The organism is Streptomyces sp. NPDC001890, from assembly GCF_042891445.1.
Lineage (GTDB): Bacteria > Actinomycetota > Actinomycetes > Streptomycetales > Streptomycetaceae > Streptomyces.
In genome coordinates this window covers 1,332,271-1,346,217 of record NZ_JBIATE010000001.1, presented here as the reverse complement: position 1 = coordinate 1,346,217, position 13,947 = coordinate 1,332,271, and the positions used below count along the sequence as shown (strand labels likewise).

Genomic DNA, 13,947 nt, shown 5'->3' with positions numbered 1-13,947 from the left:
GGCCGCGCGGCTCGGCGCCCGGCTCGGGCTCAGGGGGACGCGATCGAGGCGATCACTGCGACGATCACGGTGATCAGCAGCATCGCGCCGAGCACGGCGAGGAGCTTCTTCTGACCGTTCTGGGGATTCGGGTCGAGCACAGGAGACATGGGACCAGTCTCGCACTTCAGCATTCGTCCTCGATGGTCCGGTCCCGCCCGGCCAGGATTCCGACCGCCATCTGCGGCACCATGAGGCCCGCCATCAGCGCGATCGGCAGCTCCCAGCCGCCGCTGTGCTGGTAGAGCACACCGATCAGCAGCGGTCCCGGGATCGAGATCAGATACCCGACGGACTGTGCGAACGCGGACAGCCGGACCACTCCCGCGCCGGTGCGGGACCGCATGCCGATCATGGTCAGGGCGAGCGGGAAGGAGCAGTTCGAGATGCCCAGGAGCACCGCCCAGGCCCAGGCCCCGCCGGACGGCGCGAGGTAGAGGCCCGCGTAGCCGATGAGGCCGCAGCTGCCGAGGAAGACGACGATCGCGCCCTGGTTCTTCATCCGGGTCGCGACCCCCGGGATGACGAAGGCGAGCGGCACGCCCATCGCCATGGTCACGGCGAGCAGCACACCCGCCGTACCGGCCGAGACCCCGGCGTCGCGGAAGATCTGCGGCATCCAGCCCATGGTGATGTACGCGGCCGTGGCCTGCAGCCCGAAGAAGCAGGCGAGGGCCCAGGCGGTACGGCTGCGCGTGATCTTCAAAGTGGGGGCGCCCGGCTGCTGGGCGGCCTGCTGCGCAGGGGCGCCGCGCCGGTCCCGTACCACCGGGATCCAGGGCACGATCGCGGCGGCGGAGAGCACGGCCCAGACGCCGAGCCCCAGCCGCCAGCTGCCGCCCATCGCGCTGGTCATGGGCACGGTGACCGCGGCGGCGAGCGAGGTGCCCAGGGCCAGGGCCATCGAGTAGAGCCCGGTCATGGAGCCCACCCGGTCCGGGAACCAGCGCTTGACGATCACCGGCATCAGGACGTTGCTGACGGCGATCCCCATGAGGGCGAGGGCGCTCGCGGCGAGGAAGCCGGCCGTACCGCCGACGAGCGGCCGTATGACCAGACCGGCGGTGATGGCGGTCATGCCGGCGCAGACCACCGCGCCCGGACCGAAGCGGCGGGCCAGGCGCGGCGCCATGATGCCGAAGATCGCGAAGCAGAGGGGCGGTACGGAGGTCAGCACACCGGCGACGCTGCCGCTCATGTGCAGCCCGTCGCTGACCTCTTCGAGGAGGGCGCCGAGGCTGGTGATGGCGGGGCGGAGGTTGAGCGCGGTGAGGACCAGCCCGACGACGACCAGCCGGAGGAGCCAGGGCGAGGCCCCGTCGGCGGCGGGTGCCGTCCGGGGGGCCTGCGGGATTTGTGCGGTTGTTGGGGTTTTCGTAGGGCCGTCCACCGTGGCGGCGGGGGTCAGGGTCCGGGTCTGGGGCCGGGTCTCGTCGTCGGGCATGAGGCCCATCATAGAATCATGGGATGATTGATTGTCCAATCAGCCGGGAGCCCTTCTGAGACGATTCGCCCCAGGCACCGCAACCGAACCCCCGGGCGACTCCCGTCCCCGTCACCGCCCTCGCCACCCCCTCATCTCCCGCCTCCCCTCATCACCACCAGCAACCCGACCAAGGAGCACCATGACGCTGACGTCTCCGCGGCGTTCGGCCCTCGCCGACCAGGTGATTGCCCAGCTCAGGAATCAGATCACCTCGGGCGAGTGGCCCGTGGGTTCCCGCATTCCCACCGAGCCCGAGCTGGTGGAGCAGCTGGGGGTGGCCCGCAACACCGTCAGGGAGGCCGTGCGCGCCCTCGCGCACAACGGCCTGCTCGACATCCGGCAGGGTTCGGGCACCTATGTCGTCGCCACCAGCGAGCTGGCCGGGGTGATGCACCGCCGCTTCGCCTCCGCCGATCCGCGCCATGTCGCCGAGCTGCGGTCCACCCTGGAGTCGTCGGCGGCGAGGCTCGCCGCCGCCCGGCGCACCGAGCGGGATCTGAAGCAGCTGGACGCGCTGATGGCGCGCCGGGAGGAGACCTGGGCCGCGGGTGACGCCGAGGCGTTCGTCGAGGCGGACGCGACGCTGCACCTGGCGGTGGTCGCCGCCTCGCACAACGACGTGCTGACCGGGCTCTACGCCGATCTGGGCGATCTGCTGCGCGACTATCTCCGGGGCGACATCGGTCAGGAGCTGCGGCCGGAGAACCACATGGACCACGGCCGGCTGGTCGAGGCGATCCGGGCGGGTGACGGGGAGGCGGCGGCGGCCGAGGCCGCGAGCCACGCGCTGAGCTGTCTGGTCGACCAGGTCTGAGACCTGGATGCGTGGGCTGTCCGGCGGGCAGGGTCTGGGGGCCTGAATGCGCGGGACTGTCCGGTGGACCGGGCCCCATGCCCGTCCGGCGGCCCTAGACCGCGTCCTGCACCTGGTGCGTGACCCAGGCCGAGCCGACTTCCTTCCAGCAGCGGTCGTCGATCCGCACGGTCCGTCCGGGGCCCACGTCGACCGGGATGGCGTCGGCGTCTATGTCCCACCAGCGGCGGCATTCGGTGTGCAGCTGTACGCGGTCGGTGGAGGGGTACGGGTTGTGGCAGTAGGCGACGACCCGGGAGCCCCGGACCGTCGTACGGCATTCGGCTCCGGCGGGGTCGGGGGTGGGAGCGGCGGGGGTGGGCGCCCCGGCTCCCATCCGCCCCGCCACGGATATCCCCACCGGGGCGGCGAGTCCGGCGACGGCTATGGCGGCCGCCAGCAGGGCGCAGGTCCGGCGGCGTACGGCGCGCACGGCGACCTCCTCCCCGTAGCCTGACCCGAAGTCCGGTTCACCACATTCTGCGGTGGATCGACCGTCTTTTCGACTTGAGCGGGCCGGAGCCGGGCCCTTACACGACACAGCCGCGTACCGCCTGTTCCCAGGCGATACGCGGCTGTGTCAGGGCCCGTCGTGCTCGATCAGGCACCCATGATGTGCACGCCGCCGTCGACGTGGATGATCTCGCCCGTGGTCTTCGGGAAGAAGTCCGAGAGCAGCGCGACGATGGCACGGCCGGCCGGCTCCGGGTCCGTCATGTCCCAGGACAGCGGGGAGCGGGTGTTCCACACGTCCGCGAGGTCGGTGAAGCCCGGGATGGACTTCGCGGCCATGGACTTGAGCGGACCGGCGGAGACCAGGTTGCAGCGGATGTCGTCCTTGCCCAGGTCCCGGGCGAGGTAGCGGGAGGTGGCCTCCAGCGCGGCCTTGGCCGGGCCCATCCAGTCGTACTGCGGCCAGGCGAACTGCGCGTCGAAGGTGAGGCCGACGACCGAGCCGCCGTCGCTCATCAGCGGCTTGCAGGCCATGGCGAGCGACTTCAGCGAGAACGCCGAGACGTGCATCGCGGTGGCGACCGACTCGAACGGGGTGTTGAGGAAGTTGCCGCCGAGCGCGTCCTGCGGCGCGAAGCCGATGGAGTGGACGACGCCGTCGAGCGAACCGAGCTCGTCCTTCACCAGACCGGCGAGCCGGTCCAGGTGCTCGGTGTTGGTCACGTCCAGCTCGATGACCTTGGCCGGCTTGGGCAGCTTCCTGGCGATGCGCTCCGTCAGCGTGGGCCGCGGGAAGGCGGTCAGGATGACTTCGGCGCCCTGCTCCTGGGCCACCTTCGCGGCATGGAAAGCGATGGACGACTCCATCAGCACACCTGTGATGAGGATGCGCTTGCCGTCGAGAATTCCGCTCATGGTGATCAGTGACCCATGCCCAATCCGCCGTCAACGGGGATGACGGCTCCAGTGATGTACGACGCGTCGTCGGAGGCGAGGAAGCGCACCGCGGCGGCGATCTCCTCGGGCTGTGCGTAGCGGCCGAGCGGCACCTGGGACACGATGCCCTTGCGCTGCTCCTCGGTGAGCACCTGCGTCATGTCGGTGTCGACGAAACCGGGTGCGACGACGTTGAAAGTGATGTTCCGCGAACCGAGTTCACGGGCCAGCGACCGGGCGAAGCCGACCAGACCCGCCTTGGACGCGGCGTAGTTCGCCTGCCCGGCCGAGCCGAGCAGTCCGACCACGGAGGAGATGAGGACGACGCGGCCCTTCTTGGCGCGCAGCATGCCGCGGTTGGCGCGCTTGACGACCCGGAAGGTGCCGGTGAGGTTGGTGTCGACGACGGACGTGAAGTCGTCCTCGGACATCCGCATCAGCAACTGGTCCTTGGTGATACCGGCGTTGGCGACCAGCACCTCGACGGGACCGTGCTTCTCCTCGATCTCCTTGTAGGCCTGCTCCACCTGTTCGGCGTCGGTGATGTCGCAACGGACCGCGAGGACACCGGCCTCGGTGAGCACAGCGGGCGGCTCGCCGGAGCGGTAGGTGATCGCGACCTTGTCGCCGTTGTCGGCGAAAGCGCGGGCGATGGCGAGGCCGATGCCCCGGTTTCCTCCGGTGACGAGAACCGAGCGGCTCATCGGATCACCCTTTCCCTAGCGGTCTGGTACATCGAAAACCTATCGGTACCAGGAGCTCCGCGAGCAATCGCCCCCTGACAGCGCCGCCCCCCGGGCACTGTGGGGTTCCTACAGACGGCCGCCCGTCGAACCGCGCCCGGTCCGGGCCGCGTCGGGCGGCATCCGGTATCCCCGGCACGGTCACCGTCCGGCGTGGTTCACTGCCGTGGTGTATCGAGAAGGGAATCCCCTGTGCCCCATGAGGTAGATCAGTCGTTCCTGGCCCTGCCGCTGCGGGCCCTCGCCGACGCGGCGCTCGCCCGCGCGCGTGCGCTGGGTGCCGTGCACGCCGATTTCCGTCTGGAGCGGGTGCGCAGCGCGTCCTGGCGGCTGCGGGACGCCCGGCCCTCCGGGTCCTCGGACACCACCGATCTCGGCTACGCGGTGCGGGTGGTGCACGGCGGGGCGTGGGGGTTCGCGTCCGGGGTGGACCTGACGATGGACGCCGCGGCGAAGGTGGCCTCGCAGGCCGTCGCCATGGCGAAGCTGTCGGCGAAGGTGATCGCGGCGGCCGGCTCGGACGAGCGGGTCGAGCTGGCGGACGAGCCGGTGCACGGCGAGCGGACCTGGGTGTCGGCGTACGACATCGATCCGTTCGAGGTGCCGGACGAGGAGAAGGCGGGGCTGCTCGCCGAGTGGAGCGGCCGGCTCCTGGGCGCCGAGGGCGTCGCGCATGTGGACGCCTCACTGATGACCGTTCACGAGAACAAGTTCTATGCGGACACGGCGGGCACCGTCACCACCCAGCAGCGGGTGCGGCTGCATCCGGAGCTCACCGCGGTCGCCGTGGACGGCACGACCGGCGAGTTCGACTCGATGCGGACGATCGCCCCGCCGGTGGGCCGCGGCTGGGAGTACCTGACCGGGACCGGCTGGGACTGGGACGACGAGCTGGCACGGATCCCCGGGCTGCTGGCCGAGAAGATGCGGGCGCCGAGCGTCGAGGCGGGAACGTACGACCTGGTCGTCGACCCGTCCAACCTCTGGCTGACCATCCACGAGTCGATCGGCCACGCCACCGAGCTGGACCGGGCGCTGGGGTACGAGGCGGCGTACGCCGGGACCTCGTTCGCCACCTTCGACCAGCTGGGGAAGCTGACGTACGGCTCCCCCGTGATGAATGTGACCGGTGACCGCACCGCCGAGCACGGGCTCGCGACCATCGGGTACGACGACGAGGGCGTCGAGGCGCAGTCCTGGGACCTGGTCAAGGACGGGACGCTGGTCGGGTACCAGCTGGACCGGCGGATCGCGAAGCTGACCGGTCTCGGCCGTTCCAACGGCTGCGCGTACGCGGACTCTCCGGGCCATGTCCCCGTCCAGCGGATGGCCAATGTGTCGCTGCGGCCGGATCCGGGCGGGCTGTCCACGGAGGACCTGATCGGCGGGGTGGAGCGCGGTATCTATGTGGTCGGCGACCGGTCGTGGTCGATCGACATGCAAAGGTACAACTTTCAATTTACCGGGCAGCGCTTCTTCCGGATCGAGAACGGCAGGCTGGCCGGGCAGCTGCGCGACGTCGCGTACCAGGCCACGACGACGGACTTCTGGGGCTCGATGGAGAAGGTCGGCGGCCCGCAGACCTATGTCCTGGGCGGCGCCTTCAACTGCGGCAAGGCCCAGCCGGGCCAGGTCGCGGCCGTCTCGCACGGCTGCCCCTCCGCCCTCTTCCGAGGCGTGAACATCCTCAACACGACGCAGGAGGCCGGACGATGAGCGGTCACCACGGAACCGGCTGGGGGCCCGGCCCGCGGCGCAGCCGCAATCGGATGCAGTGTCCCCCGGGGCAGCACAGTCTCAACACGACGCAGGAGGCCGGACGATGAGCCGCGTCAGCAAGCCGCACGAGATCGTCGAGCGGGCGCTCGAACTGTCCACCGCCGACGGCTGCGTGGTCATCGCCGACGAGGAGTCGTCCGCGAACCTGCGCTGGGCCGGCAACGCGCTCACGACGAACGGGGTGACGCGGGGACGGACCCTGACCGTCATCGCGACCGTCGACGGTGCGCAGGGCACCGCGTCCGGTGTGGTGTCGCGCTCCGCGGTCACCGCCGACGACCTGGAGCCGCTGGTGCGGGCCGCCGAGGCCGCGGCACGTGGGGCCGGTCCGGCGGAGGACGCGCAGCCGCTGGTCACCGGGGTGCCCGAGTCGCCCGACTTCACGGACGCACCGGCCGAGACCGGCTCGGACGTCTTCGCCGAGTTCGCCCCGGCGCTCGGCGACGCCTTCGCCCGCGCCCGCTCCGGCGGCCGTGAGCTGTACGGCTTCGCCAACCACGAGCTGACCTCGACCTACCTCGGTACGTCGACGGGGCTGCGGCTGCGCCACGACCAGCCGACCGGCACCCTGGAGCTCAACGCCAAGTCCCCGGACCGCACCCGTTCGTCCTGGGCCGGCCGTTCGACGCGCGACTTCAAGGACGTCGACCCGGCCGAGCTGGACGCGGAGCTGGCGCAGCGGCTGCGCTGGGCACAGCGCCGTGTCGAGCTGCCCGCCGGGCGGTACGAGACGTTGCTGCCGCCGACCGCCGTCGCCGACCTGCTGATCTACCAGCTGTGGTCCTCGGCCGCGCGGGACGCCGCGGAGGGCCGGACGGTGTTCTCCAAGCCGGGCGGCGGGACGAGGATCGGCGAGCAGCTCTCCGGGCTGCCGCTGACACTCCGCAGCGACCCGAACGCACCGGGCCTGGAGTCGGCCCCGTTCGTGATCGCCCACGCCTCCGGGGACAGCGCCTCCGTCTTCGACAACGGCCTGCCGCTGGCCCCGACCGACTGGATCCGGGACGGCAGGCTCGACCACCTGACGACCACCCGGCACACGGCGGGGCTGACCGGGCAGCCGGTCGCGCCGGCCATCGACAACCTGGTGCTGGAGGCCGGCGGTGAGCGGTCGCTGGAGGAGATGGTGGCCGCGACGACCGGGCGCGGGCTGCTGCTGACCTGCATGTGGTACATCCGCGAGGTCGATCCGGCCACCCTGCTGCTGACCGGGCTGACCCGTGACGGGGTGTATCTCGTCGAGGACGGCGAGGTCGTCGGCGAGGTGAACAACTTCCGGTTCAACGAGTCGCCGGTGGACCTGTTGTCGCGGGCCACGGAGGCGGGCCGTACGGAGAAGACACTGCCGCGCGAGTGGGGCGACTGGTTCACCCGGGCCGCGATGCCCGCGCTGCGGATCCCGGACTTCAACATGAGCTCGGTGAGTCCGGGCGTCTGACCCGCCTAGACTGAGCGGGAAAGCCATTACCCGTACCCGTACGCACCACGAGGAGACACGGAACCGTGACGGACATCGTCGACGAGCTGAAGTGGCGTGGGCTGTTCGCCCAGTCCACTGACGAGGACGCACTGCGCAAGGCTCTCGCGGACGGTCCCGTCACCTTCTATTGCGGCTACGACCCCACCGCGGCGAGTCTGCACGTCGGCCATCTGGTACAGGTGCTCACCATGCGCCGGCTCCAGCAGGCCGGTCTGCGTCCGCTCGCCCTGGTGGGCGGGGCCACCGGTCAGATCGGTGACCCCCGGCCGACCGCGGAGCGCACGCTGAACGACCCGGAGACGATCGCCGGCTGGGTGACGCGGCTGCGGTCCCAGATCGAGCCGTTCCTGTCCTTCGAGGGCGAGAACGCGGCGGTCATGGTGAACAACCTGGACTGGACCTCGGGCATGTCCGCGATCGAGTTCCTCCGGGACATCGGCAAGCACTTCCGGGTCAACAAGATGCTGACCAAGGAGTCCATCGCCCGGCGGCTGGAGTCCGACGAGGGCATCAGCTACACCGAGTTCAGCTACCAGCTGCTCCAGAGCATGGACTTCCTGGAGCTGTACCGGCGCTACGGCTGCACCCTCCAGCAGGGCGGCAGCGACCAGTGGGGCAACCTCACCGCCGGCCTCGACCTGATCCACCGCCTGGAGCCGGGCGCCGAGGTGCACGCGCTGGCGACGCCGCTGATGACGAAGGCGGACGGGACCAAGTTCGGCAAGTCCGAGAGCGGGGCCGTCTGGCTCGACCCGACGATGACGACGCCGTACGCCTTCTACCAGTTCTGGCTGAACGCGGACGACCGGGACATCTCCCGGTACATGCGCATCCTCAGCTTCCTCAGCCCCGCGGAGCTGGAGGAGCTGGAGAAGGTCACCGAGGAGCGTCCGCAGGCCCGGACGGCGCAGCGCGCGCTGGCCGAGGAGCTGACGACGCTGGTGCACGGCGCCGATCAGTGCGCCGCGGTCATCGCGGCGTCGAAGGCGCTCTTCGGCCAGGGTGAGCTCGGCGAGCTGGACGAGGCGACGCTGAGCGCCGCGCTGTCCGAGGTGCCGCACGCGCGGGTCACCGAGCTCGGCCCGCTGGTGGACCTCCTGGTGGAGGTCGGCCTGGCGCCGAGCAAGTCGGGCGCCCGCCGCACGGTGAAGGAGGGCGGTGCGTACGTGAACAACGTCAAGGTCTCGGACGGCGAGAGCGCGCCGGCCCGCGAGGAGCTGCTGCACGGGCGCTGGCTGGTGCTGCGCCGCGGCAAGAAGAACCTTGCCGCCGTCGAGGTCACCGGCTGATCCCGGACGCACAGGCGACTCGGCCGGACACGCGTCACGCGTGTCCGGCCGAGTCGCGTTCGGGTGCCCGGTGGGTCAGGTCCTCTGTTTGGGGCGGCGGATCGAGGCCCACAGCATGTCGCCGACGCCGACGACGACCACCGCCCCGATCAGTTGGAACAGGTGGCGGATCCAGTCGATGCCCTTGGTGTCGTTGACACCGATCCAGGTGGCGACGGAGTTGCCGAGGACGCTGCCGATGATGCCGAAGATGATCGTCAGCCAGAGCGGGATGTTCTGTTTGCCCGGCAGGATCGCCTTCGCGATCAGACCGAGCACCAGACCCACGATGATTGCCCACAACCAGCCCATGTCGCCTCCTCGTGCGACGGATGTCGCGCATGTGGGCCCAGTCTCGGCCCGTGGGGCGTACGCCGCATGCCGGAGGGGCCCGTACGTGCGGCACGGATACCGATATGTACGAACAGGGTGTGCCCCGGTCTCGAAGCCGCCGGGCGCCGGGCGTACCGTGGTTCCGGTCCGGTCCGGGGAGCGTCCGGTGCGGGAATGAGGTGTCCCCCGGCCCGTCAGGCGCTGGGGGAAGGGTGATGGAGACGTGATGCGAAAGCAGAGCGGCGGTGAGGTCTTCCGGATCACGGGGGCCCGGCAGGGGCTCGCGGACGATGTGCGCGGCAGGCAGCGACGCTATGTGATCTCGATGTCCGTGCGGACGGTCTCGGTGATCCTGGCCGCGGTGCTGTGGAACGTCGAGCGCTACGTCGCGATCGTGGCGCTCGCGCTCGGGGTGCTGCTTCCCTACGTGGCCGTGGTCATCGCCAACGCGGGCCGGGAGAACACCCCTTCGCTGCCGTCCACCTTCGTACCGGCGCCGATGCGGCCGGTGCTCGACGCGGCGCCGGTGGCCGGTGGAACGGAACCCGGTCCGGAGGCCGGCGGGGTGCGCCGCGGCGGGGAATCGGCCTGAGCCCGGTTGGGTGCGCACTGCACCCGAGGCTCAAGAAAACCTCAGATCAATCGTGAAGTTACGGTGCACCGCACCCCGGTCTGCGTGACATACTTCGTAGGCGCTCCGCATCCCCCGTCGGAGCGACGGACCGACGCCGGGCAGCTCCCCCCGTGGCTGCTCGGCGTCGTTTTTTCTGTGGTCGCTGCCGCCCTCCGGGCGACGACGGCGGTTCGACGACAGGCCCTAGGGTTGAGTCCGTGAACTCCCCTGAAACCGCGCCCGACAGCGCCGCCGCCGCTCCCATCTGTTCCGCCAAGGGCTGCCGGGCCGCTGCCGTATGGGTGCTCGCCTGGAACAATCCCAAGCTGCACACCCCGGAGCGCCGCAAGACCTGGCTGGCCTGCGAGGAGCACCGGGAGCACCTCTCCTCGTTCCTGGACGTCAGGAGTTTCCTCAAGGAGGTCGTGACGCTCGCGGAGTGGGAGTCGCGCGCCGACGACCCGGGCCGGGGCCGCGGCTGACGAGCCCGTCAGCCGCCGATCGCCGACATGGGCCGGTCCGGCTGGAGGAAGGACGGGTCGTCCAGACCGGATCCGGCCTTTTTTCCCCACATCGCGAGTGTCCAGATCCGGGCGATCTCCTCGTCCGGCGCGTCCGAGCGCAGGGCGCCGCGCAGGTCGGTCTCCTCGCGGGCGAAGAGGCAGGTGCGCACCTGGCCGTCGGCGGTGAGCCGGGTGCGGTCGCAGGCCCGGCAGAAGGGGCGGGTGACGGAGGCGATGACGCCGACCCGGTGGGGGCCGCCGTCGACGGTCCAGCGCTCGGCGGGGGCGGAGCCGCGCTCCCCGGTGCTCTCCTCGGTGAGGGTGAAGCGGGTGCGCAGCGACCGAAGTATGTCGCCTGCCGTGATCATGCCGTCGCGCTTCCAGCCGTGCTGGGCGTCGAGCGGCATCTGCTCGATGAAGCGGAGCTCGTACCCGTGCTCGACGGCCCAGGCGAGGAGCTCGGGGGCCTCGTCGTCGTTGAGCCCCGGCATCAGGACGGTGTTGACCTTGACCGGGGTGAGCCCGGCTGCGCGGGCGGCTTCGAGACCGGCCAGCACGTCGTGGTGGCGGTCGCGGCGGGTGAGGGTCTTGAAGACGTCGGGGCGCAGGGTGTCCAGCGATACGTTGACCCGGTCGAGACCCGCGGCCTTGAGTGCGGCGGCGGTGCGCTGCAGACCGATGCCGTTGGTGGTGAGCGACATCCTGGGGCGGGGGGCCAGGCCGGCGCACCGCTCGACGATGGAGACGAGCCCGGGGCGCAGCAGCGGCTCCCCGCCGGTGAAGCGGACCTCCGTGATGCCGAGCCGGGTGACGGCGATGTCGATCAGGCGGACGATCTCGTCGTCGGTGAGGAGGTCGGGCTTGGCCAGCCATTGCAGGCCCTCTTCCGGCATGCAGTACGTGCACCGCAGGTTGCACCGGTCGGTCAGCGAGACACGCAGGTCGGTGGCTACCCGGTCGTAGGTGTCGATGAGCATGTGGGCCCCCTCCCGCGATTGTTTCCCGGCGCCGATTCCGCTCTCCGTACGGCCCTTCCGGCTGACTCCTCCGAGACTACGCGAGAGCTGTGACATCGGCGGGGCCCGTTTGACACGAGGTGCGGCGCGGCCGTGTCGTAGGACCCTACGACACGGCCGCGGAGCGGGAGGGGGACCCGGGGCGCGGCCAGGGCCTCTCGTCCGGGTCGGGCCGGGCTCGCGGGGCCTGGTCCGATCCGGTCGGAGGACCCTCGCTCAGTGCGCTCCGACGCCGGTGAGGGACTTGACCTCCAGTTCGGCGTACTTGCCCTTGTCCGGCTCCTCCTTCGAGAGGAGGGAGCCGATCCAGCCGAGCAGGAAGCCCAGCGGGATGGAGATCAGGCCGGGGTTCTCCAGCGGGAACCAGGCGAAGTCGACGCCCTTGAACATCGACGTCTTCGGGTTGCCGGAGACGACCGGTGAGAACAGCACCAGGATCACCGAGGTCGCCAGACCGCCGTAGATCGACCAGAGCGCGCCCTGGGTGGTGAACCGCTTCCAGAAGAGGCTGTAGAGGATGGTCGGCAGGTTGGCGGAGGCGGCGACGGCGAACGCCAGCGCGACCAGTCCGGCGACGTTCATGTCGCGGGCGAAGGCACCCAGGGCGATCGCGACCGCGCCGATGAGGACGGTGGCCCAGCGGGCCGCCCGCATCTCCTCCTTCTCGGTGGCCTTCCCCTTGCGGATGACGTTGGCGTAGATGTCGTGCGCGAAGGAGGACGAGGAGGCGAGGGTGAGGCCCGCGACGACGGCGAGGATGGTGGCGAAGGCCACGGCCGAGATCACGGCGAGCAGCACGGCGCCGCCGGTGGTGCCGACCCCGCCGAGGTATTCGGCGAGCTGCGGTGCGGCGGCGTTGCCGGCCGGGTTCTTCGCCTTGATCTCGTCGGGACCGATGAGGGCCGCGGCACCGAAGCCCAGAGCGATCGTCATCAGGTAGAAGGCGCCGATGATGCCGATGGCCCAGTTGACCGACTTACGGGCGGCCTTGGCGGTCGGCACCGTGTAGAAGCGGATCAGGATGTGCGGCAGGCCGGCGGTGCCGAGGACCAGGGCGATGCCGAGCGAGAGGAAGTCCAGCTTCGAGGTGCCGGTGGCACCGTACTTGAGGCCCGGCTCCAGGAACGCCGCACCCTGGCCGCTCTTCTCGGCGGCCGTGCCCAGCAGGTCGGAGATGTTGAAGTCGAACTTCAGCAGCACCAGGAAGGTCATCAGGAGGGCGCCGGCGATGAGCAGTACGGCCTTGACCATCTGGACCCAGGTGGTGCCCTTCATGCCGCCGATGGTGACGTACACGATCATCAGTACGCCGACGAGGGCGACGATGAGGATCTTGCCCGCGTCGCTGGTGATGCCGAGGAGCAGGGAGACCAGGACGCCCGCGCCCGCCATCTGGGCCAGCAGGTAGAAGATGGAGACGACGATGGTGGAGACGCCGGAGGCGGTGCGGACGGGGCGCTGGCGCATCCGGTAGGCGAGGACGTCGCCCATCGTGTAGCGGCCCGAGTTGCGCAGCGGTTCGGCGACCAGGAGCAGGGCGACGAGCCAGGCGACGAGGAAGCCGATGGAGTACAGGAAGCCGTCGTAGCCGAAGAGGGCGATGGCGCCGGCGATGCCGAGGAAGGACGCGGCGGACATGTAGTCGCCGGAGACCGCGAGTCCGTTCTGGAAGGCGGTGAACTGGCGGCCGCCCGCGTAGAAGTCGGCGGCGCTCCTGGTCTGCCGTCCGGCCCAGACGGTGATGCCCAGGGTCGCGGCGACGAACACGGCGAAGAGCGTGATGATCAGCGGCCGGTGCTCGGTGGTCGAGGAGGCGGCCAGCTGGACGGCGGTGTGCGAGTGGTACGCGGCGCTCATGCGTCGGCCTCCATACGGGACTTGATGGCCTCGGCCTTCGGGTCGAGCTTCGCGGCCGCGTGCCGCGAGTAGAACCAGGCGATGAGGAAGGTGGTGACGAACTGGGCGAGGCCGAAGACGAAGGCCACGTTGATGTTGCTGTAGACCTTGGTGCCCATGAAGCCGCCCGCGTAGTTGGACAGCAGCACGTAGAGCAAGTACCAGAGGACGAACGCGATGGTCAGCGGAAAGGCGAACGAGCGGTAGGAATGGCGCAGTTCACCGAACTCCCCGCTCTCCTGCATCTCGATGAAGTCCTCGGTGGTGGGCTGGGCAGGGCGGGTGTCCGTACTGGCCTTGGGCGGGGATGCATCGGTAGCCACGGAATCTCCTCGCGACGCGGGTGCGGTGGTGTCGGTGACGGTGGATCTCACTGGGAACGCTGGGTGCCGGGGGTGTCGGTGCACCTCCCCCGACAACGGCACGGAGTGCGCGGCGAAGCGGTTCATCCCGGCTCCGTACTTCTCCCAGACGCCGTTTCGCATCCGT

The 13,947-nt window shown here is 70.3% G+C and carries 15 protein-coding genes; 6 read left to right on the top strand and 9 right to left on the bottom strand.

The genetic code is table 11. The features are described from left to right. Window positions 1-29: 29 nt before the first annotated feature. Entirely contained in the window at window positions 30-140 is a 111-nt protein-coding gene (locus tag ACFYY1_RS05955; protein WP_323185911.1) for an SGM_5486 family transporter-associated protein, read from the bottom strand. Window positions 141-166: 26 nt separating this feature from the next. Beyond that, entirely contained in the window at window positions 167-1,483 is a 1,317-nt protein-coding gene (locus tag ACFYY1_RS05950; RefSeq protein WP_388581349.1) for a CynX/NimT family MFS transporter, read from the bottom strand. 181 nt (window positions 1,484-1,664) lie between these two features. On the opposite strand from ACFYY1_RS05950, the gene ACFYY1_RS05945 reads away from it, so the two are divergent. Continuing rightward, window positions 1,665-2,339: a FadR/GntR family transcriptional regulator gene (locus ACFYY1_RS05945; RefSeq protein ID WP_388581346.1), complete on the top strand. Its 675-nt coding sequence runs from the start codon at window positions 1,665-1,667 to the stop codon at window positions 2,337-2,339. A gap of 94 nt (window positions 2,340-2,433) precedes the next feature. Here ACFYY1_RS05945 and ACFYY1_RS05940 read toward each other — a convergent pair whose 3' ends face one another. The 3 genes from ACFYY1_RS05940 to fabG form a co-directional block, all read right to left on the bottom strand. Then, window positions 2,434-2,811, bottom strand: coding sequence for a hypothetical protein (locus ACFYY1_RS05940; RefSeq protein WP_388581343.1), 378 nt, complete (start codon window positions 2,809-2,811; stop codon window positions 2,434-2,436). A gap of 167 nt (window positions 2,812-2,978) precedes the next feature. Continuing rightward, entirely contained in the window at window positions 2,979-3,746 is a 768-nt protein-coding gene (fabI, locus tag ACFYY1_RS05935) for an enoyl-ACP reductase FabI (RefSeq protein ID WP_388581341.1), read from the bottom strand. Window positions 3,747-3,751: 5 nt separating this feature from the next. Continuing rightward, window positions 3,752-4,471, bottom strand: a complete 720-nt coding sequence (fabG, locus tag ACFYY1_RS05930) for a 3-oxoacyl-[acyl-carrier-protein] reductase (RefSeq protein ID WP_259931067.1) — start codon at window positions 4,469-4,471, stop codon at window positions 3,752-3,754. A gap of 231 nt (window positions 4,472-4,702) precedes the next feature. Between fabG and ACFYY1_RS05925 the strand changes: the two genes are divergently transcribed. From ACFYY1_RS05925 to tyrS, 3 genes are all read left to right on the top strand, one after another. Then, on the top strand, window positions 4,703-6,226 hold the full coding sequence (locus ACFYY1_RS05925) for a TldD/PmbA family protein (RefSeq protein WP_388581338.1): 1,524 nt from the start codon (window positions 4,703-4,705) through the stop codon (window positions 6,224-6,226). A 106-nt stretch (window positions 6,227-6,332) separates the two neighbouring features. Then, the gene (locus ACFYY1_RS05920; RefSeq protein WP_388581335.1) at window positions 6,333-7,727 is read left to right on the top strand and encodes a metallopeptidase TldD-related protein; all 1,395 of its coding nucleotides are present in this window, start codon (window positions 6,333-6,335) and stop codon (window positions 7,725-7,727) included. Between the two features lie 65 nt (window positions 7,728-7,792). Continuing rightward, window positions 7,793-9,058, top strand: coding sequence for a tyrosine--tRNA ligase (gene tyrS / locus ACFYY1_RS05915; RefSeq protein ID WP_388581332.1), 1,266 nt, complete (start codon window positions 7,793-7,795; stop codon window positions 9,056-9,058). 75 nt (window positions 9,059-9,133) lie between these two features. Here the strand turns inward: tyrS and ACFYY1_RS05910 are convergent, their stop codons facing one another. Next, window positions 9,134-9,409, bottom strand: a complete 276-nt coding sequence (locus ACFYY1_RS05910; RefSeq protein ID WP_388581329.1) for a GlsB/YeaQ/YmgE family stress response membrane protein — start codon at window positions 9,407-9,409, stop codon at window positions 9,134-9,136. A gap of 247 nt (window positions 9,410-9,656) precedes the next feature. Between ACFYY1_RS05910 and ACFYY1_RS05905 the strand changes: the two genes are divergently transcribed. After that, window positions 9,657-10,022, top strand: a complete 366-nt coding sequence (locus tag ACFYY1_RS05905) for a DUF3099 domain-containing protein (protein WP_388581326.1) — start codon at window positions 9,657-9,659, stop codon at window positions 10,020-10,022. Window positions 10,023-10,261: 239 nt separating this feature from the next. Further along, a complete protein-coding gene (locus ACFYY1_RS05900; protein WP_388581323.1) occupies window positions 10,262-10,525 on the top strand; it encodes a hypothetical protein in 264 nt (87 codons plus the stop codon). An 8-nt stretch (window positions 10,526-10,533) separates the two neighbouring features. Here the strand turns inward: ACFYY1_RS05900 and moaA are convergent, their stop codons facing one another. From moaA to ACFYY1_RS05885, 3 genes are all read right to left on the bottom strand, one after another. Beyond that, complete coding sequence (gene moaA / locus ACFYY1_RS05895; RefSeq protein WP_388581320.1) at window positions 10,534-11,523, bottom strand: GTP 3',8-cyclase MoaA; 990 nt, start codon at window positions 11,521-11,523, stop codon at window positions 10,534-10,536. Between the two features lie 255 nt (window positions 11,524-11,778). Continuing rightward, the gene (locus ACFYY1_RS05890; protein ID WP_388581317.1) at window positions 11,779-13,419 is read right to left on the bottom strand and encodes a cation acetate symporter; all 1,641 of its coding nucleotides are present in this window, start codon (window positions 13,417-13,419) and stop codon (window positions 11,779-11,781) included. Then, a complete protein-coding gene (locus tag ACFYY1_RS05885) occupies window positions 13,416-13,781 on the bottom strand; it encodes a DUF485 domain-containing protein (RefSeq protein ID WP_388581315.1) in 366 nt (121 codons plus the stop codon). Before ACFYY1_RS05885 ends, ACFYY1_RS05890 begins: the two co-directional genes overlap by 4 nt. Between the last annotated feature and the right edge of the window lie 166 nt (window positions 13,782-13,947).

What these genes read in the sequence shown, in the direction of transcription:
- ACFYY1_RS05950 (WP_388581349.1), bottom strand. Translation starts at nt 1,483, where the DNA reads ATGCCCGACGACGAGACCCGGCCCCAGACCCGGACCCTGACCCCCGCC.
- ACFYY1_RS05945 (WP_388581346.1), top strand. Translation starts at nt 1,665, where the DNA reads ATGACGCTGACGTCTCCGCGGCGTTCGGCCCTCGCCGACCAGGTGATT.
- fabI (WP_388581341.1), bottom strand. Translation starts at nt 3,746, where the DNA reads ATGAGCGGAATTCTCGACGGCAAGCGCATCCTCATCACAGGTGTGCTG.
- fabG (WP_259931067.1), bottom strand. Translation starts at nt 4,471, where the DNA reads ATGAGCCGCTCGGTTCTCGTCACCGGAGGAAACCGGGGCATCGGCCTC.
- ACFYY1_RS05920 (WP_388581335.1), top strand. Translation starts at nt 6,333, where the DNA reads ATGAGCCGCGTCAGCAAGCCGCACGAGATCGTCGAGCGGGCGCTCGAA.
- ACFYY1_RS05910 (WP_388581329.1), bottom strand. Translation starts at nt 9,409, where the DNA reads ATGGGCTGGTTGTGGGCAATCATCGTGGGTCTGGTGCTCGGTCTGATC.
- ACFYY1_RS05905 (WP_388581326.1), top strand. Translation starts at nt 9,657, where the DNA reads ATGCGAAAGCAGAGCGGCGGTGAGGTCTTCCGGATCACGGGGGCCCGG.
- moaA (WP_388581320.1), bottom strand. Translation starts at nt 11,523, where the DNA reads ATGCTCATCGACACCTACGACCGGGTAGCCACCGACCTGCGTGTCTCG.
- ACFYY1_RS05890 (WP_388581317.1), bottom strand. Translation starts at nt 13,419, where the DNA reads ATGAGCGCCGCGTACCACTCGCACACCGCCGTCCAGCTGGCCGCCTCC.